Source organism: Pandoraea apista (genome assembly GCF_001465595.2).
GTDB classification, from domain to species: domain Bacteria; phylum Pseudomonadota; class Gammaproteobacteria; order Burkholderiales; family Burkholderiaceae; genus Pandoraea; species Pandoraea apista.
Window position 1 is genome coordinate 3,071,841 of record NZ_CP013481.2, and the last position, 20,960, is coordinate 3,092,800.

Genomic DNA, 20,960 nt, shown 5'->3' on the forward strand with positions numbered 1-20,960 from the left:
CCATGCGCACTCCCATCAAAACTCATTGCGCCGCCTTCGCGGTCCTCGCGTTTGCGGCCGTCACATCACACGCAGCGGAAACGCTCAGTGTGGTGACTTTCGGTGGCGCCTTCGAAGCAGCCGCGAAGAAGGCGTGGTTCGAGCCGTTCACGCAAGCGACCGGCGTGACCTTCGCCACCGAGTCCTACGACGGCGGCCTGGCCAAGCTCTCGGCCATGGAGCAGGCCAAGAACACGACGTGGGATCTGATCGACCTGGAAACCAACGACGCCATCACGGCCTGCGACGAAGGACTGCTCAGGAAATTCGACAAGAAAACGCTCGGCAAGACCAGCGACTTCATTCCCGGCTCGATCAGCGAATGCGCGGTCGCGAGCATGGTGTGGTCCACCATCTATGCCTATGACACCAGCAAGCTGAAAACGGCGCCGAGCACCGTCAACGACTTCTTCGACCTGCAGAAATTCCCGGGCAAACGGGGGCTGCGCAAGTCGCCCAAGGTCACGATGGAGTGGGCGTTGATCGCCGACGGCGTCGATCCGAAAGACGTGTACAAAGTGCTTGCTACGCCCGCGGGCGTGGACCGCGCCTTCAAGAAGCTCGACACGATCAAGAAAAATATCGTGTGGTGGGAGTCTGGCGCTCAGGCACCGCAACTGCTCGCGGACGGTGCGGTCGTGATGGTGCAGGCATACAACGGCCGCATCGACGACGCGGCCAAGAAGGACAAGAAGCCGTTCAAGGCTGTGTGGGATGCGCAGGTCTACGACTTCGAATGGTGGGGCGTGCCGACAGGGGCAAAGCATGCCGATACGGCAGCGAAGTTCATCGTGTCGGCGTCGCAACCGAAGGCGTCGGCGGATCTGTCGAAGTACATCGCCTATGCGCCGCCGCGCAAAGACGCCGTGGCATTGGTCGACAAGCAGCGTCTGGCCGATATGCCAACCGCGCCGGAGAACTTCAAGCGCGCCGTGCAGATCAACGCGGGCTTCTGGGCCGATAACGCCGACGCGATCAACAAGCGCTTCCAGGTCTGGCTGACGCAATAACGCCACAGCACGAGATGACCGATATGCCCGCATCGATTCACGCCACATCGCCCGGCGCGCCGGCAAGCGCCGAAGGACTCGCCGCTTACCGCAGTGTGCAACGGCGCGCGTCGATGCGGGCGCTGATGCTCGCGTTGCCGTTGATCGTGTTTCTGCTCTCCACGTTCATCGCCCCCATCGCACTGCTGCTGGCCCGGAGCGTGCAGAATCGGGAAATCGCCGACGGCATGCCGCAGTTCGCCCGCGCGCTGGATGCATGGGACGGCAACGGGGTGCCCGGCGAGGCGACGTTCGCCCAACTCGCCGCCGGTCTGAAGCAAGCGAGCGAGAGCGGACAACTCGGCACCATTGCCCGGCGCATGAACTTCGCCCAGCCGGAGTTTCGCGGTCTGCTCATGCGCACGGCTCGCGCCGTCGGCGACGACGCACCGCCCGCCTGGAAGCCCGCGTTGATCGAGATCGACGAACGGTGGGGCTCATCCGAGACGTGGCATTTGCTCAAGCGTGCCGCCACCTCACCCACGCCAGACTATCTGCTCGCCGGCATGGACGCGCAGGTCACGCCGCAGGGCGCCATTGCCTCGCTGCCTGAGAACGCCTCCGTGTATCGCGCAGCGTTCATGCGGACCATTTCCATCAGCGCCACCGTGACACTACTGTGCCTCGTGCTCGGCTACCCGGTCGCGTGGCTGCTGGCGAATCTGCCCGAGAAGCAAAGCAATCGCCTGATGCTGTTCGTGATCGTGCCGTTCTGGACATCGCTGTTGGTTCGCACCACGGCGTGGTACGTGTTGCTGCAACCTGGCGGGGTCATCAACAGCCTGCTGTCGGGTCTGGGCCTCACCACCCACCCTGTGCCGCTGATCTTCAATCGCACGGGGGTGCTGATCGGCATGACGCATGTGCTGCTGCCGTACATGATTCTGGCGATCTACTCGGTGATGAAGAGTGTGCCGTCCGTGTACATGCGCGCGGCGAAATCGCTTGGCGCACATCCGTTCACGGCATTCGTGCGCGTGTACATCCCGCAAACGCTGCCCGGCGTGGGCGCCGGGTGTTTTCTCGTCTTCGTGCTGGCGCTGGGCTACTACATCACGCCATCGCTGCTCGGCGGGGCCGGCGACGAGATGATCAGCCAGCTCATCGCCATGCAAACCAACACGCAACTCAACTGGGGACTCGCGGGTGCGCTCTCGGCGTATCTCGTGATCTTCACGGCGGTCTTCTACTTCATATTCAACCGCATCGTCGGCATCGACCGGCTGCGCTTCGGTTGATTCGTTCGCGTCATAGGAGACACCCCCATGGCGGATAAACGCAATACCGTACTGACGGAGCGCGTGGCGTCGCGCTGGGTGCGCGCACATACGGCGCTCACCCTGTTCTTCCTGATTGCGCCGATCCTCGCGATCGTCCCGCTCTCGTTCAACGCGGGCTCGTACTTCTCTTACCCGCTGAGCGGCTTCTCCCTGCGCTGGTATCAGCAGGCGTTGACCAGCCCCGACTGGCAGCGCGCGCTGCTCAACAGTCTCGGCATCGGTGCGGCATCGACGTTGATTGCAACGTGTCTGGGGACACTTGCAGCGCTCGGCCTGAGCCGTTCGCAGTTCCCGATGCGCTCGATCATCATGCCGATCATCATCTCGCCGATGATCGTGCCCATCGTTGTCGTGGCGGCGGGGTTCTACCTGATTTTCGCGCCGCTCGGACTCGTGAACTCCTACCCGGGCGTGATTCTGGCGCATGCGGCATTGGGCACGCCGTTCGTCGTCATCACTGTCACGGCCTCGCTGCTGTCGTTCGATCAGAGCTTGCTGCGTGCGGCGTCCGGCCTCGGCGCCACGCCCTGGGTCACGTTCCGGCGCGTGACGCTGCCGCTCATTACACCTGCCGTGGCCACGGGCAGCGTGTTCGCCTTCGCCACGTCGTTCGACGAGGTCATCGTGATCCTCTTCATCGGCGGGCCGGATCAGAAGACCGTGCCGCGCCAGATGTGGAGCGGCATTCGCGATTCAATCGATCCGTCGATCCTCGCGGTCGCTACCATGCTGATCGTGTTCGCCGTGCTGCTGTTCGCGAGCATCAACTGGCTGCGAGGACGGGCAACGGCGGCGAGCCAGGCGCTGAACTGATGCGCCGGCGTGTCGTCGTTACCCGATTCGCAGACCTTGTGCGAGGCTTAGCGCACAGTCGACGCGCCCGGCGGCAAACCGTCGGCCGCCGCGTCGCTCCCGGTGCCAAGCACCACACCGCGCCGTTCACGCCCGAAGTAGACCATCACCGAGATCACCACGGCCACCGTGCCGGCCACGAGCGCCATGGCCAACCCGAAATTGCCGTCGTGCGCCTTGGCAATGCTCGCCTGCAGGTTGCCGTTGACCGATGCGAGCAAGTTCCCGAGCTGATAGACGAGTCCCGGGAACGTCGCACGAATCTCGTCGGGCGACAACTCGTTCAGGTGCGCCGGGATCACACCCCACGCGCCCTGCACCGAGATCTGCATCAGGAATGCACCGATCGCGAGCAGCACGGCACCGCTGGAGAACGCCCACAGCGGCAGCACCGGCAGCGCGATGAGCGCGGCGATGATAATGGCCCGGCGACGGCCGATCTTCTCGGAGATTGCGCCAAAGAACAGCCCGCCGATAATCGCGCCAATGTTGTAGGTGATGGCGATCCAGCTCACCGTGTGGGTGTCGAACTTGTGCTGCACTTGCAGAAAGGTCGGATAGAGATCCTGTGTGCCGTGCGAGAAAAAGTTGAACGCCGTCATCAGCACAATGGCGTACAGCGCCAGCTTCCAGTCTCGGGTCAGTACCTGAAGGAAGTTCGCACGCGGCGCAGCGCGCTCCGCCGCCCCGCTCTTCCAGGCAGGCGATTCCGGAACATGCCGCCGGATGTAGAGCACGAGCAGTGCGGGCAGCACTCCGACAAAGAACATACCGCGCCAGCCGATGCTGTCATAGAAAAGCCCGTACACCACCGAGGCCAGCAGGTACCCGCTGGGATAGCCCGCCTGCAAGAGGCCCGAGACGATACCGCGCGCGTGCGTCGGCACGCTCTCCATCGTGAGCGCAGCGCCCACCCCCCACTCGCCGCCCATCGCGATACCGAAGAGCGCGCGCAGGATCAGCAGCACCGTCAGACTTGGCGCGAAGCCCGAGGCAAGTTCGAGCAGCGCGTAGAGCAGCACGCTCGCCATCATGGCCGGCCGCCGCCCGAATTTGTCTCCCAAACGCCCGAAGATAAAGGCCCCCACCGGGCGCATGGCCAGCGTCAGCAACAACGCAAATGCCACGCTGCCCAGTTCGGTATTGAACTCCTTCGCGATGTCCTTGAGTACGAACACCATCAGGAAAAAATCGAACGCGTCTAGCGTCCACCCAAGATAGCTTGCCGTTACCACATGCTTCTGTTCACGTGTCCAGGACATGGCGTCTCCTCCGTCGGTGGCAATGTTGCGCGACGAAATTACTGTACGCCTTAATTCGGGAGACCATGCAAGTCGATGAAAACGGGCCGAAACCCCGCATAAATACTTGAAAGACAGCTTTGCGACGAAGGTTTTACCTGACCAAACACTCCGGATTCCGGTCAGTTTCCGGACGTTGCGCAAATCAGGGGGCATTGCGCCGGATAGCCCGACGGGGCGGCCACCTTCGCGGTATTCAAGACGCCGCCCGTGCGCCGATGCATTACACTGACGGCCGATTTCTCTCGCTCTCATCCTCATGTCCGAACCTACTTCCACCACTGTCATCCTCGGCGCGGGTCAGGCAGGCGGCGAAACCGCCCTCGCGCTGCGTCAACTCGGTTATACGGGCCGCATCGTGCTCGCCGGCAGCGAAACGCATCTGCCCTATCGTCGTCCGCCGTTATCGAAGGCATTTCTGGCCGGTCAGGCCGACGAAGCCAGCTTGCTGATCCGCCCGGCCGATGCCTGGGAGAAGGCCGAGATCGATGTGCGCCTCGGCGTAACGGCCACGGCCATCGATCGCACCACCCGCACCGTGACGTTCGACGACGGCCAAACGCTCGGTTACGACCATCTGGTGCTGGCCCTCGGTGGCCGCGTGCGCCCGCTGCCCATGCCGGGCGGCGATGCGCCAAACGTCTATTACCTGCGCAACATTGCCGATGCCCAGCGTTTGCGCGACGCGCTCACACCGGGCAAGCGTGTCGTGGTGATCGGTGGCGGTTACATCGGACTGGAAGTGGCGGCAAGCGCCGTGAAGGCGGGCACCAGCGTGACGGTGCTAGAAGCGGCGCCGCGCCTTCTGGCGCGTGTCGCGGAAGCCGATCTCGCCGGGTTCTTCGCGACGTTGCACCGCGAGAACGGGGTGGATGTGCAGGTCGGCGTGGGCGTCACGGCGCTGGAACAGGACGCCGCCGGTCAGGTCGTGGCCGTCGTGGCGGGCGACAAGCGTCTGCCGGCCGACGTCGTGGTCGTCGGCATCGGTTTGATTCCGAACACCGAACTCGCACAGGCTGCCGGTCTGGTGGTGGAGAACGGCATCGTCGTGGACGAATTCGCTCGCACGAGCGATCCGGCCATTCTGGCCGTGGGTGATTGCGCGCATCACGAGCATCCGGCGCTGGGCCGCCGTATCCGTCTGGAATCGGTGCCGAGCGCCAGCGAAATGGCCAAGGTGGCCGCGAGCGTGGTGCATGGCGACACGCCGAAGGCCGTGGCGACCGCACCGTGGTTCTGGTCCGATCAGTTCAACGCGAAGCTGCAAATGGTCGGCATGACCGAGGGCCACGACGCGGTGGTCGAACGTCGTCTGCCCGACGCACAAGGCGCAGCCGTCTTCATGCTGTTCTACCTGCGCGATGGCGCCGTGGTCGCTGCGGCGAGTATCAACCGTGCGCAGGAGTTTCTGGCGGCGCGCGAACTCGTGGGCCGCCGTGCTGTGATCGATCCTGCCCGTCTGGCCGACGCCGCCACGCCGCTCAAGACGCTGCTGGCCGAACTTGGCCCCGCGGTCTGACAGCGAACGGACTTATCTCGCGTGACGCCCATCACGCGCCTCACGCGCGTTGGGCACGGTCGCCCGGCGCGCGTCACTGTCTGCCACGCGCCTCACGTTAAAGGCGCATGCGCTGGCAGCAACAATACCGGGCGGCCCGCGTGACGGGCCGTGTCTTCTGCCACGCTGCCTAGCGTGAAGCGTCGGAAGCCTCGGCGGCCATGTGTGCCGAGTACGATGACATTCACGTCGGCGTCCTTCCCGGCGGCGATGATCTGATCGGCAACGCCCTCGCCCACCGGCTGAATCTCGCGCATCTCGATCTCGCCGGGCACCCCGGCCTCATGTAGCCTTTTCGTCGCCCAGCTACGCACCTGCTCTCCTACCGCGCGCACTGCATCGAGCAACGGTTCCGGATCGAAGCCGGCAAGAAACGGTCCCGGCAAATCCAGTACGTGCACCACCCGCAGCAACGCCCCATGCGTGCGCGCCAGCGTCAGCGCATATTCGAACGCGCGACGCGAGGTCTCGCTGTCGTCCAGCGCCACGAGAATGCGCTCGTAATGCCCGCCCGAGCGCAGCGGCAAATGCGGCCGCGCCTCGCCCGCCACCAGCATTACGGGCACCTCTGCGCTGCGCAGAATCTGCTCGGCAATACTGCCCAGCATGGCGCGACGCACACCGCTACGGCCATGCGTGCCGACAATGATGATGTCGGCGCCCCACTCGTAAGCCTCTCGCGTCATCGCCTCGGGAACGGTCTCGCCCGTGGTGCGCAGATCGAGCAGGTGCGCCTGCGCGTCGAACCCCTCCTCACGCAGATACAGCACCGCCCGGGCAAGATCTTCCTCGCCCTCGCGCTGCATGTCGCGGCGCACTTGCTCCAGATCGATGAGCTTGCCGAAAGCCGCCGTCAAAAAGTTGACGGGATCCTCCACCGTATGAATTACGCGGATCGCGTCGCCGTTGCGTGCGAAGGCAGCAGCCTCGCGCAGCGCACGGCGCGAAGATTCGCTACCGTCGGTTGCCAGCAGAATGCGTTTTGTCATGATCGGCCTCGCGTGAGGAGTCCAAGGAACAACAGCGACGCAACGCTTATCGGGCTGCGTCGCCCCAGCGATAGGCATGCGATGCTTCGTCGAGCTTCGCCTTGAGGTCCGGCCCGAGCGTGTAATCGATGGTACCCAGTGTCTCCGTCAGTTGTTCGACGCGGCTCGCCCCGATGATGGCCGAGGTCACGACGGGGTTTGCGAGCACCCAGGCGAGTGACAGACGCGTCAACGACTCACCGGCATCTTTCGCAATGTCCTTGAGCGTTTCGATGGTCTCGAACTCGCGCTCGTGCCAGTAGCGCTGCTGATACATCGCGCCGGCTTTTCCGACCGTTGCCGTGAAGCGGCCTTCGTTCGGCGTAGCGTCGTGCCGGTACTTGCCGGTCAGCAGTCCGCCTGCGAGCGGGTTGTAAGGAATGACGGCCAACCCTTCTTCACTCGCGAGCGGCAACAGTTCGCGTTCGATCTGGCGGAACAGCAGGTTATAGCGCGGCTGCACCGACACGAAACGCGCGACGCGCAGCACGTCGGCACGGCCCAGCGCCCGGGCGAGGCGATACGCGAGGTAGTTCGACACACCGATATAGCGGGCCTTGCCCGATTTGACGATCGTGTCGAGCGCTTCGAGCGTCTCGTCGATCGGCGTATCGGTGTCGTCCGAATGCAGTTGGTAGAGGTCGACGTAGTCGGTACCAAGGCGGCTCAGCGAGGCATCGATGGCGTCCAGCAAGTGCTTGCGCGAGGCGCCCTTGTCCCACGGCGACGGCCCCATCTGCCCGCACGCCTTGGTGGCAACGATGAACTTGTCGCGCCGCCCCTTGAGCCAGCGGCCCACGATCTCTTCGGTGCGCCCGGCGAGCGAGGTATCGGCGCCGAGCGGATAGACGTCGGCGATATCGATGAAGTTGACACCTGCGTCCGACGTGCGGTCGAGAATCGCGTGGCTCGCGGCTTCTTCGGTCTGAAGACCGAACGTCATGGTACCCAGGCACAGGCGAGAAACGGTCAGGCCGGTGCGGCCGAATTTCGTGTATTGCACGGTAACTCCCGGAGTGTTCGAATCAGGCAATAGCAAACGGCGATGCAAGACTGCGCCGCCCGCTTGCGCGGGCGAGACACACAGTATGCGCGATTCCGGAAAAAAACGTGAGCGTGCGTTATTCCAGCGACTTCAGGTCCAGCCAGACGCCGTCTGCGCCACGAATGAGCATCTTGCCGTCGTACTTCATGACGGTGGTTTGTTCGTTTGCAGACACAAAGGCCGTCTGCGGCAGGTCGTTGGCATATTGCGCAAGATCCGGGGTCCCCGCGAACGGATTGTTCGCCACCAGATGCGAGACGAGCGTCATCAAGGCGAGATAGCTCGTGGGCGTGGAAATCGTGATCGGCGAGCCGTGCGCCGCCGTCGCATCGTTGCCGAAACCCACCAGTTTGACCGCGACCGGCACATGCGTGATCTCAGGCAGCGGAATTTCACGCATGCCCGAGATTTGCAGCTTGCTGCCGCGCAACGCAGCTCCGTGCTCCGGCACGAACACTACGACGGCCTTGCGGCCCGACTTCGCAATGGTGTCGATGAACTGGCTGAAGTCGTCGAACATCGCCTTGGCCCGCAGCGGATAGCTTTGCGCACTGGTGAGCTTCGAGCCCTCGAAACGATTGCCGTCATGCAGCGAGATCGTGTTGTAGTAAAGCGCCACGCGCTTGTCAGGCAACGTCGTGCGTTGCTTCCACCACGATTGCAGCACGTCGCCGTCCGAGCGGATCGGGGTTTCGTCGAATGCACGCATGGACACCCGCGTGTGCGTGTTGTCAAACGGCGTAATGCCCTGAACGTTGAAGTTCTGCTGCACTTCCTGCATGAAGTTGTCGAAGTGCCCGTCGTGGTTCATCGCGAGTGTAGGCGTGAAACCAAGATTCTTCAGATCGCTCATCACGTAGCACTGCGGGCCGGCGGGATCGTATAGCGCCTTGTGCGTTGGCTGACCGCAGGCGGCACGCAACACGCGAATGGCGGCCGGGCCGCTGTAACTCGCCGCCGAGTTGAAGTTCTTGAAAACGAAGTCGAAGCGCGAGAGCAGCGGCTGGTTGTTGAGATTGTCGACGTCGAGATCGTCCTGTGCGAGCGAGCAGACGTGCAGAAAGATGATGTCGAAGTCCGGACCCGCCCCGGCCTGCGCCGGCAACGAGACAGCGCGCGTGAGTTCGCGCGTGTAAAAGCTGTTGAGCGCCGCATTCGGGTTCGCTCCCGGCGGCACGTCGCCGTCACCCGTCAGGAACTCGCTTGCCCCCGCGCCTACGGCCGCACCGGCCGCACCAGCCGTTACCGCCGAACTGTCGCCCTGCGCGGCCACCACCGGCGAGACCGATACCAGCGTCCCAACGCGCAACACGCCCGGCACGATCAGGAGGGCCAGCAGCACGAAGGTCGTCACGCGCACCCAGCGATTCACGATCCAGTAGGCAAGCACCATGATCGCGAGCAACAACCAGTCTCTCGCCGACACAAAGCGCCCGAGCAATTCGACGATGTACGAGAAGCGGAATTGCAGCAGTGCAGGCAATTGCTCGATGAAGCGAGCGAACGGCGGCAGGTTGGAGTCGTAGTAAAGCAACGCCGCGCCTGCCGGAATAGCGATCACCTGTCGAGTGATGCGCGCCCAGCGCGGACGCAGCCGGATCGTGAGCAACACCGCGAAAATGAAGTTCGGCAGCACATGAAAGCCGATGATGCCCGCCCACAGCAGCAAAAGCTTCAGGATGAAATAGAGGTTCCAGATGCCCATCGTATGGTTCCTTGGCGCCGGCGTCGTCCGGCTCACGTCCCGCCCGCTTCCGAATGATTGCTTTCCTTCCTTGATGCGTTCCCCACGTTGCTGCGTGTGCCGCCCGCTCCCCTTGCACGCTCTGCCGGCTTACGTCTGACGCACGCCACGCAGGCGATTCTGCCAGCGCGTGACAAGCTTGCTCAACAGATAGTTCGCCAGCACCTGATAGCCGCGCAGCCCCATTGCCAGCATCTCGAAGAGCGCCTTGACCGGCTCGTCGCGAGCGCGCTCGGCGTCCCAGTCGCGCCAGGCATCGGCGCGGCCGAACGTAAATTGCACGAGGTGCTTGTCCTGCTCCGCCGTCAGCGGCAGGAACGAGAGGAACACGTCATGGCCGCGCGCACCGACCACGCTCACCGGAAATCCATATTCGTTCGCGCCGCGCGCCAGGGCGACTTGTGCTTCGCTGCCCACGCTCAGATCGATCGGCACCGGCAGTTGCAGCGCCAGACCGCCGCCCGAGAAGTCGCGTGTGTGGCACGCCAGGGCGCGTCCGTCCGGCAGATAGAGCGTGGCCGGCATGCGCATCGACACCCGGTGCGTGCGGCGTACCTGCTTCACCTCGGTCGCCACTGCCACCGCAGCGCCCAGTACCGCCAGATTGAACGACACCCATGCCAGGTTGAAGACCAACGCTCCGGTCTCGTGCGCCGGTCCGTAGAAGTAGCGCACGATGCCCGCGAGAAAGCCCAGCACATTGAAGCCCAGCAGCACCAGATAGGGTTTGGAGATAGTCCAGTCGAAGAAGCTCTGTTCGATCAGACCGCCCTTGGCCGTCACGTTGAACTTGCCATAGCGCGGGTTGATGAACGCTACGGTTGTCGGCAGCGCCACGTACCACGCCAGCACTGCCTCGTAGACATCGGACCAGAACGAATGACGATACTTGCCCTGAATGCGCGAGTTGGCAATGTTCGCATGGGCAATGTGCGGCAATACGTAGGCACAGATGCTGAGCGCAGCCGCCTGCACAATGTGCAGACCGAAGAACAAGTAACAGATCGGCGCCATCAGGAAGACGATGCGCGGAATACCGTAGAAGAAGTGCAGCATGGCGCTCGCGTAACAAATGCGCTGACCGATCTTCAGACCGCGCCCCACGAACGGGTTATCGACGCGGAAAATCTGAGCCATACCGCGTGCCCAGCGAATGCGTTGCCCCACGTGTCCGGAAAGCGACTCGGTCGCCAGACCGGCGGCCTGTACGACCTTGAGGTACACCGTATTCCAGCCGCGGCGGTGCATCTTGAGCGCGGTGTGGGCATCTTCCGTCACGGTTTCGATGGCCACGCCACCGACGTCATCGAGCGCGGAACGGCGCAACACTGCGCACGAGCCGCAGAAGAACGAGGCATTCCAGAAGTCGTTACCGTCTTGCACGATGCCGTAAAACAGACGCCCTTCATTCGGCACTGCACCGCGTGTCGCGAGGTTGCGCTCGAATGGATCGTCGGAAAAGAAGTGGTGCGGCGTCTGTACGAGTGAGCAGCGTGCGTCCTTTAGGAACGCGCCCATCGTCGTTTGCAGGAACGAGCGCACGGGAATGTGATCGCAGTCGAAGATAGCGATGAACTCGCCCTGCGTCTTACCGAGTGCGTGGTTGATATTGCCCGCCTTGGCATGCCGGTTATCGGGGCGAGTCACATAGTGCACCCCCGCCTGCACGGCAAATTCGCGCATTTCCTCGCGCCGGCCATCGTCGAGCAAGTAAATGTTGAGCTTCTCGGGCGGCCAGTCGATCCCGCAGGCGGCATAGACGGTCGGGCGTACGACATCGAGCCCCTCGTTGTACGTTGGAATATAGATATCGACGCTCGGCCACTCCCGCGTGTCGGGCGGCAGCGGCGTAATGCGACGGTGCAACGGCCAGACCGTCTGAACGTAGCCGAACAGCAGGATCAACCAGGTGTACACCTCGGCAGCGACAAGGGTGTAACCGGCCACGGCTTCGGCCGTAGTATCGAATGCCAGCGACTGGGTGAGGCGCCACCACACGTAACGGATCGTCGAAATCAGCGACAGGCCGATCAACACGAGTACGGAATACTGGCTGTCGAGACGACGGAACACCAGCGCGAGGGTGAGCGTGCAAATCGAGAAGAGTAGTTGCTCGAAAGGCTCGAACGGCGTGGTCACAATCCAGAACACGCCGGCCAGGCCGAGCACAGCGACAACGGCGGACGTCACACGCCACCGCATCACCCGTTCGAGCTGCTTGTCGAAGCGGTGCGCGAGCTGAGCAGGCGTATCGGGCGGAATGCCGAAGAGGCTCTGCACCAGCCACAGCCGCAAGCGTTCGTTGCAGTGCCGGAACGCGAGCCACGCCGTGTAGGGCGGAAACGCGGGACGACGGTCGGCCCGGCGCCAGAACAGCGCGCCCAGGACCTGCCCGAAGCTTGCATCGGCCGGCACATCGATACGACGCGTGACACGCTCGTTGAGCCATGCGAACGCACGGCCCGGATAATCGGGCCGGCCCCGCCGCGCCGGCTGGAACAGCAGGCGTAACCACCAGTCTCGCCACTGGTCGATCTGGCGCACGTCGAGCCGCATCGCCAGATGCGCCACCCCATGATCGCCCGCTCGCGAGATCCACAGCCGGTGACGGGGCGAGCGCACTGTCGCGGCCAGCATCCACTGAACGAGACTCGGCGGGCGTCCGTCCGGTCGTCGGGGCATCTCGAGACGCACCACCAGCGTTTCGCGCCCGAGCCGATAAAGAGAGCGTAGCGCGTCGCTGATCATGTGTCGCCCCTCCCCGCGCCATCCATAGCGTCGCCGGGGGTTGTCGCGCGCAGTAGCCACGCCGTCAGATGGACGAAATCGAGTGCCGCCTGTGAACCGGGGCCGGCAACAGACAACGTCTGTCCGCTTGCCGCCGCCGTACCGACAGCGTCGTCGCGATGAATACGCAGCGGCACGACGGCCTCGCCCCCTCGCGCTTGCATCAGGTGCAAAATATCGTTGTTGAGCGCGGAACTGGCCGCGGCCAGATTCGGCACCATCTGGAGCCCGCGGCCAGCGCCGGCCGCGATCAGATCAGGCTGCGTGACGTAGCCAGTGGACGTCACGGGCAGCACACCCAATACCAGGTCGGCTGCCGCGATCGCCGCTTGCGCCAGCACATCGGGCAAGCGTTGCGTGTCGATGAGTACCCGTGTGCCCGCCGCCAGCCCGAGCGCGTTGAGCTGACGTCGCAAGCCTCCGATGTCTTGCCGCAGCCACTGGCCAAGCGAGGCCAACGTTACCGCGTCGGTACGGCCGGCGGGCAGCAGCGGCACGCCTGCGGGGGTGTCGCACAACACACTGCGCCAATTGTCCGGCGCGACCCCTGGCGTCAGCACACCTTTGCCGCACGTATCTCTCAGCCCGAGCAGTGCGCCGATGCTGTTCTGCGCGTCGAGTTCCAGCACCGCGACCGGATGCGAGGCATGTGCCAATTGCGTAGCCAGATGCGCAGTGACAGTGCTGCGGCCGGCTCCTCCTGCGCTGGAGACAACGGCGATGAGCGTCAGCATGTGACCTCCCCGGCCGCATCGTCGAATGTGGCGGTAACCGCAAAGGTGTGAGCGAAATCGACACGAGCGCTCATGGGTCAGTAACTCCAGATCGGTTTTACCGGCGAAGGCGGCATCGGCACATCACCGCGCCGGGCGTCGAAGTGATAACGCAAGTAGACAAGGAAGCGATTCGGCGCGTAGTAGTCGGAGCGCTCGAACTGCACCTGACCGCCGATGACCCAATGACGATCGACCCAGTACTCAGCACGTCCGAGTATCGAGAAACCGACACCGAAGCCGCCGCCGGAACCGTACGTCAGATTGCCGCTGGCCGCTTGCAGTGCACCATCCGTCGGGAAATACGGCATGGACTTTTCCTGACTCTGAGAGAACGACACCGAGCCGCGCAAGTAATACGACCAGCGCTGCATGCGTCCGTACCACTCCAGTGGCAGTGTCAGCGAAACATAAGTTTGCGGGCTGTAGTACCCGCCGTGTCCGTAAGTGTAGAAGCGCTCGTTCTGCGCAAAGCTGTCGAAGAACAGCGTGAGCCCTGTATTCAGTCTCATGTCGCGCTTGTAGATCAGCGGCAGATCCACCCCCGCGCGCGCCGACACCTCGGAGTTGTTCAGCACATTCTCGCCCGTGAGCCGCGCCACGCTCGCTTCGGCAAATATGCCCCACTTGGCGAAATCGCGCGACGCATGAAACGTAATCGCATCGCGCCGCACGCCGCCCCATTTACCGTCACCGAATATCTCGGGCAACGGCAGATAAGCGCCGGCGTATGACACCATGCTGCCGGTCATCGGCCTGCGAGAGGCGTCAACCCAGTAGTTGTAGCGTCCGAGATTGCCGAACAGTCGAACCCCACCGGTCACGTAAGAAATGGGAAAACCGATGGGCGTATGGCCGATGTCGGCGCGAATCCAGTCGTTTTCGTACCCAAGCATGAGCGCCTGGCCGTGCGCCTTTTGACGCTTCGTGCCGTAGTCGCCCTGCACGCCGGGATTCGCCGCCCGGAACGCCGGTACGTTGAGGAACGGTAGCGTGCCGAACTCCGACGTGCCATTCAACGGCAAGTCGCCGGAATCTGCGCTGACGTAATCCGTCTGGGCGAATACGTGACCGTCGTAACCGAGGGCATATTGGCCGTACACAGGCACCGCGCGCGCGTTGAACATCGAGATGCCGCCATCGCCCTTCTTCTGATCGATTTCGTAGCCCGCCGCAACGTAGCTATTGCGACGCGATTCCAGCGAGTCGATCGCCGATTCGGCGGACGTCATGCCGTCGTAGCCCGGCAGCGCGCCCTGCACGATCTCTTCCTTGCGCGCCTGGTCGTACCATTCCTTCGCCTCGTTGTAATGGCGCTGGGACTGCGCGATACGGCCGCGCTGCACGGTCACGGCGGACGTCTCGGGGAACTGGGCACGCAGCTTGTCATTCAGGGCGATGGCCTCGTCGAAGCGCTCCATCGAGGTGAGCCGCCGCACGACCGCGAGCTGGGTCCACACGTCGTCCGGCGGGGCCTCGGCCAGTGCGCGATCCAGCTCGCGGTTGGCGGCCTCGTCGTCCTGCATCTCGTACAGCACGCGCACGAGCGACAAGCGTGCGTCCTGATCGTTCGGGTCCTGCCGGATTTGCGCTTCGGCGATCTTGCGCGCGTCGTCATAGCGGCGTTCGTCAAAATAAATGTCGCCCAACGTCGACATCGCGCGCTTGTCGGGCGGTTGACGCGAAAGCAGTGGATCGAGCTTCTCGCGCGCGGTCGTGAAGTCGCCCAGCGCCCGCGCCCGATCGGCCTGACGCAGCGCCAGCCGGTCTTGCAAATCCTGCCATTCGTCGCGCTGATCCGCCCCGAGCGTGGCCGGATCGATGCCCGCGAGGAACGTGCCGAGTTCAGCGTCGCGCTCCGCCGTATTGAGCAATTCCGCGTAGCGCAGTTGCGCGTCAGGCTGCGGTTTGTCCGCGTGAGCGGCAAGCCAGTCGCGCATCAGGGCGAGGCCCTGCACCGGCTGCCCCGCCGACACACGCGCACGCGCCACTTCGCCGATCAGTTCCGGATCGTCGCCCGCCATCGCCAGCGCCTCGCGGTAGTGCTGCTCGCTTTGCGCGTCGTCCCCGATAGCGTGCGCTTCGCGCGCCTGACGAGCCACGTCTCGAATCGCGAGCGTCGTTCGCATACGCTGGATCGACGGCGTGACGTTGGCCGCCGGAATCTGGGCGAGCGACGCCCGTGCGCCAACCTCGTCGTCGATCACGTTCAGGTAGATGGCCTGCGCGTAGAGCATCTGCGCACGGTCGTCGGGCTCGAGGGGCTGCCGCATGCCTTCGGCCATCACGTCACGACCAATTTGCGGCAGGCGCAGCTTCCGATAGAGACTCGCGAGCGAATAGCGTGTCCATGCGTTGCCCGGATCGAGTGCGACGGCCCGTTCCAGCGCTGCGAGCGCCGGGCCGTTGTGACCTTCGGCAATCTCGCGCTCCGCGTCGTCGGACAAAGCCGCGGCCTCTGCCTTGTCGAAGCGGGCCTTGTCCTGCGGGAAGCGACGGCGCAGGTCGCCGAGCAAGCTCGCGAGTTCCGTGCGACGCTGCTCACGCGAATACAAGGTGATCATGCCCCGCAGGGCCGTGTCGTTGTCCGGTTCGATCTTGAGCGCCTGTTGGAAGAGGCGCTCCGCATCGTCGTTGCGCTTGGCGTCCAGCGCGATATCGCCCAATAGCGCCAGTCCATCGGGGTTGCGCGGATCGATCGCAAGCGCGCTTCGCACCCGCCGGTCGGCCTCATCGAGGCGCCCCGCATCGCGCGCAGCACGCGCCTCCGACATTGCGCCCCAGAATTGCGATGTCCGCAGCAGTGAACGCCATTTGCCGGCGTTGTCCGGGTCCTTGCGTAACGCCTGCGCGAACAGTGCCTGCGCGCCCTCATGATCGCCCTGCCGCATTTTCACCAGCCCCAGCGAGCCCAGCAGCTCGCCGTCGTTGGGACGCTTGGCGCGTGCCGCGTCGAGGGACTTCTCGGCGTCGCCGAGCCGCCCCTGATCGAGCGCCCGGATGCCAGCCTGCCGTGCCTTGTACGCCGGATCGTTGAGCATGCGCGCACGGGCGGCCTGTTGTGCGTTCAGCTTGTCATAGGCCGCGCGAATATCGGCGTCGTTCGGCGCCAGCGCGAGATAGCGTTGATACAGCGGCAGCCACGCGAGATTGCCGTCCGCCTTGGACAGCCCTTTCTGCCACAGGGGCAGCAAGGCGTTCATGTCGGCGTTAGGCCGTGCCGCGAGTTCCGCCACCATGCGCGTACCCGCGAGCCGGCTCGACGGCCGGTCGATCATCAACTCTGCCAACGCCTGCGACGCCCGCGTGTCCTCCGGCGACACCTTCGCCAGATTCGCCAGTCCCTGCTGTGCCGCCGGCCAGCCGTTGGTGGCGTTCGCCTGCGCGCGGTAGTACTCCACGCCAAGATTGCCGGTGGGAGGGCCGTCGGGAAAGAGTGCCTTGTATTCGGTGAACGCGGCGTCGGCCTGTCCGCTGCGCTGAAGCAGACGGGCGCGCGCAATGCGGGATTTGTCGACGGTGTTGATGCGGATCACATCGGCCAGCGCTTTCGTCGCCGGGGCGTTCGGATAGCGGGCACGCAGCGTCTGCAATGCCTTGTTCGCCTGCTGCGGATGGTTCTCCTCGATCTCGATCTGTCCGAGCAGCGAGAGGGCATCCGGTTGATCCGGTTGCACCAGCAGCGCCTTCTCCAACGCGGAACGCGCCAGATCATTGCGATAGCGCGCATGCCAGAGCGTCGCGCTCGCGAGCAGATTGCTGACGTCGCGATTCGGTGCCACAGCATTGACCCTGGCGTTTGCGCCGCCTGCATTCCCAGCGTCAGGGGCGTTGGGCGGAGGCGCCGCGCGCACAGGTGCGCCACCTGCGGCCATCAGCAGGCACGTCGCGCAGGCGGAACGGATCAGCGTGTCGCGCAAGCCGCCTCCCATGACACATGCAACGCGCCGTCGGCGGCGAAACGGAAGTGTCCCTCCTGCCAGCCCAGACCGAACAGCGAAAGTACCGAGCTGTAATAGCCCGGCGCCGATTGCGCATCGAGCGAGCGGGCGCGGACCACCTGTCTCTGCGCGAGCGCCGTATCGCCAACCGCCTGAAGCAGCGGGACCAGCGCCGCCGAGAACCCCGCCCCCCCGTCCTGATTGGCGGTACCGTCACGGGTATTGACCCGCTCGGGCGGGGCACCGTGGGCTGCCACATATTTCAACATGCCGTCGAAGGTGTGCCGAAGCGCGTGAAAATCCTCGCCTTCGGGTGCGAGCATGCCGGCCCAGAGGTAGACGCGAATCGCGTTGTAACTACCTTCGCCCTGCGTGTCGGGATCGATCTCGAAGCCACGGCCTGCCCGGTACATCGTCCATTCGGGGGCGAATCCCAGCGGCGGCGCGCTCAGCGTGATCTGCTTGAGCGACGACGCAATGAGTTGTCCCCAGCCGCTCTCAGGGAAGCGCCCCGCCAGACGCCGCACCACCTGCATCGGCACATAGCTGGGATTAAGCCGCCACAAATCCTTGGCCGGATGAAAACCCACGGGCGCCGGAAGCAACGTGCGGCCAAGGCCGGGGACGAAATCGGTCTCCTCCGATGCGATACGCCGGGCCACGAGCGCGCCGAGCGCGGTGTAGCGTCGCACATTCCAGAGGCGTCCCGCTTCGCCCAGCGCGTAGGCGATCCACATATCGGCGTCGCTCGCCGGGTTGCTGTCGAGCACGGCCCACTGTGCGTCGTCCTTTTTCCCCCAGAGCCACGCCGGGAGATGGGCAGTGAGATCGCCCTGCGCCAGATTGTTGATCGTCCAGTCGAGCACCTTGTCGAACGTGGCCCGGTCGTTGGCAATCAGCGCGAAGGTCAACGCGTAAGCCTGACCTTCCGACACCGTGCGCTGATCGCTCATGCTGTGATCGATCACACGCCCGTCGTGACTCAGGAACGCCGCTTTGAAGCGTGTCCAGTCGGGCCAGTCGACGGGCGCGCACCCGCGGTCGCCCGTGGCAGGCGCGGAGGCTGCGGAGGCTGCTGATACGGCCTTCGCCGGCGACGTCAGGCTCGCAACTACCGGCGCCGCGCTGCACGCAGCGAGCGCGCGCAACACGGCACGACGGCGCCGGCCGTAAACATCGGCGCGCTTCACTTACTTCTCCAGACGACGCGACGCGCGGCGCTGCAACCAGCCGAAGCACTTGAGCGCAATCGCGAAGGCCGCGAGCAACGCGACCAGCCCGACCAGAACCGGGTGGCTCGAGAGGTGATAGCGAATGCGGGTCCACCAGCTCACGTCGCCGACGAAATACGTCTGGCCAAGCCGGTACGACTCGACACGCTCGCCGTTGACCACCGCAAGATCGCCGTGAATGGCATCGCGCCGAGTGTTGTCGTCGATGGCATCGACCACACTGAGCAACATATCGTCGCTCGACGCATTGATCGCGACCACCGAGCGCGACCGGCTTACCGGCGACTCGAAGCCGACCAGCGCTGCGAGCGGGCCTTGCGAGAGCGCGTCCATTCGCGCAGGGCCGACACGGCTTGCCGCGAACGCCGAGCCCGTGGCGCCGTCCCCCCGATAGCCTTGCGGCTGGGTGTTCAGCACACGACGTGTCTTGTCGATGATCAGCGGCAGATTCTTGCCCCACCGCATCAGCAGGTCGGCGGCGTCCTTGCCTCCCACGACCAGCAAGTCGCGATCCTTGAAGCGGTCCGTTTGCGTCGTGTCGAGCACGGCGAAGCGGTCTGCATAGGTACCGGTCGAGCGACCGAACTGTCCGAGGGCCGAGAACACCGTTTCGAGTTCCGCCGTGTCGGGCGTCTTCGACATGACAATGGCCGTCTGCGCCAGATCGGCGTACTTCGTGAACGGGAAGCCGCTGCCGACGAAGAAACTCAGATTCGGCATCTCCGCGTAGTGCGGCAGACCGCTGAAATCGATGGTCGAGTCCGCGTCGATGGCCGAACGTGCGGCGTTCGTGATCGTCTGGCTGCACATGCCGTCCTTGTGCGGCTCCATGGCGAACTGGAACGACAGAGCATTGCGCGATGCCACCTGGAAGGCAGGAATACGCACTTCCCTGCGGTCGGCCATGGTGCCGTCGGAGAGCAGTTCCACGAGCATGTGGCTCTTGTCTGCGCTCGCCCCCGCCGCGCGCAGACGATAGGCACGCACGAACTGATCGTTGATCGCCACGCTCATTGACGAATCGTCGGGCTTGACCGGCGGCGTATAGCGGTACTTCAGGTCCATCGGCACGCCAGTGTTTTGCCACGTCAGCAAATCGGCCGGCAAATTGAGCTGAATGCGGATCGGCCACGGCATATAGCCGTTTGCCTGAAGATCGCCCGGATTGTCGACCAGTTCCCCGAACTTGACCGGGCGGTCGGTGCGCACCCAGCGCGGCGCGTCGTAGGCCGGGCGCGGGGGCAGCGGCTCAAGCGCATCGATGCGCGTGGTGTCTCCCGAGAGCGCGGCGCGACCCGAGACAAGCGCGAGTGCGGCCGTCTCCAGATCCTTGGTGTCGCGTCCCTGAACGACCAGCAACTTGAGCGACGGATCGTTCGGGTTCGACATCATGCGCAGCGTGGGCGCGTCGACCTTGCCGAGGTTGAGCGAAGACGGCAGCGTGTCGTTCGTGGCAAACACGACGGCGTGCTTCGAGGGCAACGTATTTACGCTGACGGGAAAGCGCGTACGGCGATAGTCACCCATCGCACCGGCCCACGTTGCCACCACCCCGGCCGCATGCACCATCGCCAGCGACGGCGGCGCGCCGAAGACAAACGGCACCGACTGATCACGGTTGTCGTGACGATCGAAGAAAGGGGCCGGCAGCGTAGCCAAATCGTTACGCAGCGTGAGCGGCTGTGTGCTTGTGACGATCTCGCTTTGCGGGCTGATGTCGGCCCATAGGCTGGAGTGCATCGGGTCCTCGCATTCCATCGTGTAATGGCCGATGAGCACAAGGCGAATACGGTTGAAACCCGAGAGCATGCGCGGGTCGAACGCGATCTCGCGGATCAGGTTCTTGCCGCCGTCCTGCTTGTTAAACGGCAACGTGGCGATCAGCTCTTCGTTCAGATATATCTTGAGTTGCGAGAGATCGGGAATCAGTGCGGGAGAATAGGTGTAGCGCAGCCGCAGCAACGCCGAGGCGACGGTCTGATCGAGTCGGATTCCGAAATTGACATCGCCTGCCCCTTCCGTGCCGCGAAGACGCAGACCGTTCGTCTGCCCCAGTTGGGCGAAGGTGACCGTGCGCTGACTCGTGCCGGGCGCAGCCAGCGTGGGCGCAACGGAATTGCCGCCCCCCTCTGGCGAGGCAGCGGCGCCTGACGCAGCGTCCGTTACGGCGGCGGTGCCTGTCGGCACCGGGGCTTTGCCGGTCCTGCCTCCCGCTGGCGCCGCTCCCGCAAGCATGACTCCACCGGGGGCCATCGCCGCGATCACCAGCAGGCAAATGGTTGAGACCTTCGCGTAACGCGACCAAGACGCTCGAAGCTGCATGTGCGATGC

General features: G+C 64.3%; 13 protein-coding genes. 4 read left to right on the plus strand and 9 right to left on the minus strand.

From position 1 onward, the window contains the following. The first annotated feature begins 2 nt into the window (after positions 1-2). Genes AT395_RS14125 through AT395_RS14135 form a run of 3 tightly spaced genes read left to right on the plus strand, consistent with a single transcriptional unit; the run spans position 3 to position 3,181 of the window. Positions 3-1,049: an ABC transporter substrate-binding protein gene (locus AT395_RS14125; RefSeq protein WP_042116081.1), complete on the plus strand. Its 1,047-nt coding sequence runs from the start codon at positions 3-5 to the stop codon at positions 1,047-1,049. Between the two features lie 23 nt (positions 1,050-1,072). Then, positions 1,073-2,326: an ABC transporter permease gene (locus AT395_RS14130; protein ID WP_048629627.1), complete on the plus strand. Its 1,254-nt coding sequence runs from the start codon at positions 1,073-1,075 to the stop codon at positions 2,324-2,326. A gap of 27 nt (positions 2,327-2,353) precedes the next feature. Next, a complete protein-coding gene (locus tag AT395_RS14135) occupies positions 2,354-3,181 on the plus strand; it encodes an ABC transporter permease (RefSeq protein WP_042116083.1) in 828 nt (275 codons plus the stop codon). A 47-nt stretch (positions 3,182-3,228) separates the two neighbouring features. Here AT395_RS14135 and AT395_RS14140 read toward each other — a convergent pair whose 3' ends face one another. Continuing rightward, positions 3,229-4,482: an MFS transporter gene (locus tag AT395_RS14140; protein WP_042116084.1), complete on the minus strand. Its 1,254-nt coding sequence runs from the start codon at positions 4,480-4,482 to the stop codon at positions 3,229-3,231. Positions 4,483-4,780: 298 nt separating this feature from the next. Between AT395_RS14140 and AT395_RS14145 the strand changes: the two genes are divergently transcribed. Then, the gene (locus tag AT395_RS14145; protein ID WP_042116085.1) at positions 4,781-6,040 is read left to right on the plus strand and encodes an NAD(P)/FAD-dependent oxidoreductase; all 1,260 of its coding nucleotides are present in this window, start codon (positions 4,781-4,783) and stop codon (positions 6,038-6,040) included. A 92-nt stretch (positions 6,041-6,132) separates the two neighbouring features. Here AT395_RS14145 and AT395_RS25845 read toward each other — a convergent pair whose 3' ends face one another. From AT395_RS25845 to bcsB, 8 genes are all read right to left on the minus strand, one after another. Then, on the minus strand, positions 6,133-7,068 hold the full coding sequence (locus AT395_RS25845) for a universal stress protein (RefSeq protein ID WP_048629538.1): 936 nt from the start codon (positions 7,066-7,068) through the stop codon (positions 6,133-6,135). Between the two features lie 46 nt (positions 7,069-7,114). Continuing rightward, positions 7,115-8,110 (minus strand): aldo/keto reductase, encoded by a 996-nt coding sequence (locus AT395_RS14155; RefSeq protein WP_042116088.1) that lies wholly within the window; start codon positions 8,108-8,110, stop codon positions 7,115-7,117. 118 nt (positions 8,111-8,228) lie between these two features. Next, positions 8,229-9,857 carry a cellulose biosynthesis protein BcsG gene (gene bcsG, locus AT395_RS14160; protein ID WP_048629539.1) on the minus strand — a complete coding sequence of 543 codons (1,629 nt, stop codon included), beginning with the start codon at positions 9,855-9,857 and terminating at the stop codon, positions 8,229-8,231. 129 nt (positions 9,858-9,986) lie between these two features. Continuing rightward, positions 9,987-12,644, minus strand: a complete 2,658-nt coding sequence (gene bcsA, locus AT395_RS14165; RefSeq protein ID WP_048629540.1) for a UDP-forming cellulose synthase catalytic subunit — start codon at positions 12,642-12,644, stop codon at positions 9,987-9,989. Then, on the minus strand, positions 12,641-13,417 hold the full coding sequence (locus tag AT395_RS14170; protein WP_042116152.1) for a cellulose synthase operon protein YhjQ/BcsQ: 777 nt from the start codon (positions 13,415-13,417) through the stop codon (positions 12,641-12,643). The genes bcsA and AT395_RS14170 overlap by 4 nt, the downstream gene beginning before the upstream one ends. Before the next feature lie 77 nt (positions 13,418-13,494). Further along, positions 13,495-17,388 carry a cellulose synthase subunit BcsC-related outer membrane protein gene (locus tag AT395_RS14175; RefSeq protein ID WP_048629541.1) on the minus strand — a complete coding sequence of 1,298 codons (3,894 nt, stop codon included), beginning with the start codon at positions 17,386-17,388 and terminating at the stop codon, positions 13,495-13,497. Beyond that, positions 17,361-18,587 (minus strand): cellulose synthase complex periplasmic endoglucanase BcsZ, encoded by a 1,227-nt coding sequence (gene bcsZ / locus AT395_RS14180; RefSeq protein ID WP_053086399.1) that lies wholly within the window; start codon positions 18,585-18,587, stop codon positions 17,361-17,363. The genes AT395_RS14175 and bcsZ overlap by 28 nt, the downstream gene beginning before the upstream one ends. After that, entirely contained in the window at positions 18,588-20,951 is a 2,364-nt protein-coding gene (gene bcsB, locus AT395_RS14185; RefSeq protein ID WP_048629542.1) for a cellulose biosynthesis cyclic di-GMP-binding regulatory protein BcsB, read from the minus strand. Positions 20,952-20,960 lie beyond the last annotated feature (9 nt).

Coding starts and splice junctions, on each gene's coding strand:
- AT395_RS14145 (WP_042116085.1), top strand. CDS start 4,781: ATGTCCGAACCTACTTCCACCACTGTCATCCTCGGCGCGGGTCAGGCA.
- bcsG (WP_048629539.1), bottom strand. CDS start 9,857: ATGGGCATCTGGAACCTCTATTTCATCCTGAAGCTTTTGCTGCTGTGG.
- bcsA (WP_048629540.1), bottom strand. CDS start 12,644: ATGATCAGCGACGCGCTACGCTCTCTTTATCGGCTCGGGCGCGAAACG.
- AT395_RS14170 (WP_042116152.1), bottom strand. CDS start 13,417: ATGCTGACGCTCATCGCCGTTGTCTCCAGCGCAGGAGGAGCCGGCCGC.
- AT395_RS14175 (WP_048629541.1), bottom strand. CDS start 17,388: ATGGGAGGCGGCTTGCGCGACACGCTGATCCGTTCCGCCTGCGCGACG.
- AT395_RS14130 (WP_048629627.1), top strand. CDS start 1,073: ATGCCCGCATCGATTCACGCCACATCGCCCGGCGCGCCGGCAAGCGCC.
- AT395_RS14140 (WP_042116084.1), bottom strand. CDS start 4,482: ATGTCCTGGACACGTGAACAGAAGCATGTGGTAACGGCAAGCTATCTT.
- AT395_RS14135 (WP_042116083.1), top strand. CDS start 2,354: ATGGCGGATAAACGCAATACCGTACTGACGGAGCGCGTGGCGTCGCGC.
- bcsB (WP_048629542.1), bottom strand. CDS start 20,951: ATGCAGCTTCGAGCGTCTTGGTCGCGTTACGCGAAGGTCTCAACCATT.
- AT395_RS14125 (WP_042116081.1), top strand. CDS start 3: ATGCGCACTCCCATCAAAACTCATTGCGCCGCCTTCGCGGTCCTCGCG.
- AT395_RS25845 (WP_048629538.1), bottom strand. CDS start 7,068: ATGACAAAACGCATTCTGCTGGCAACCGACGGTAGCGAATCTTCGCGC.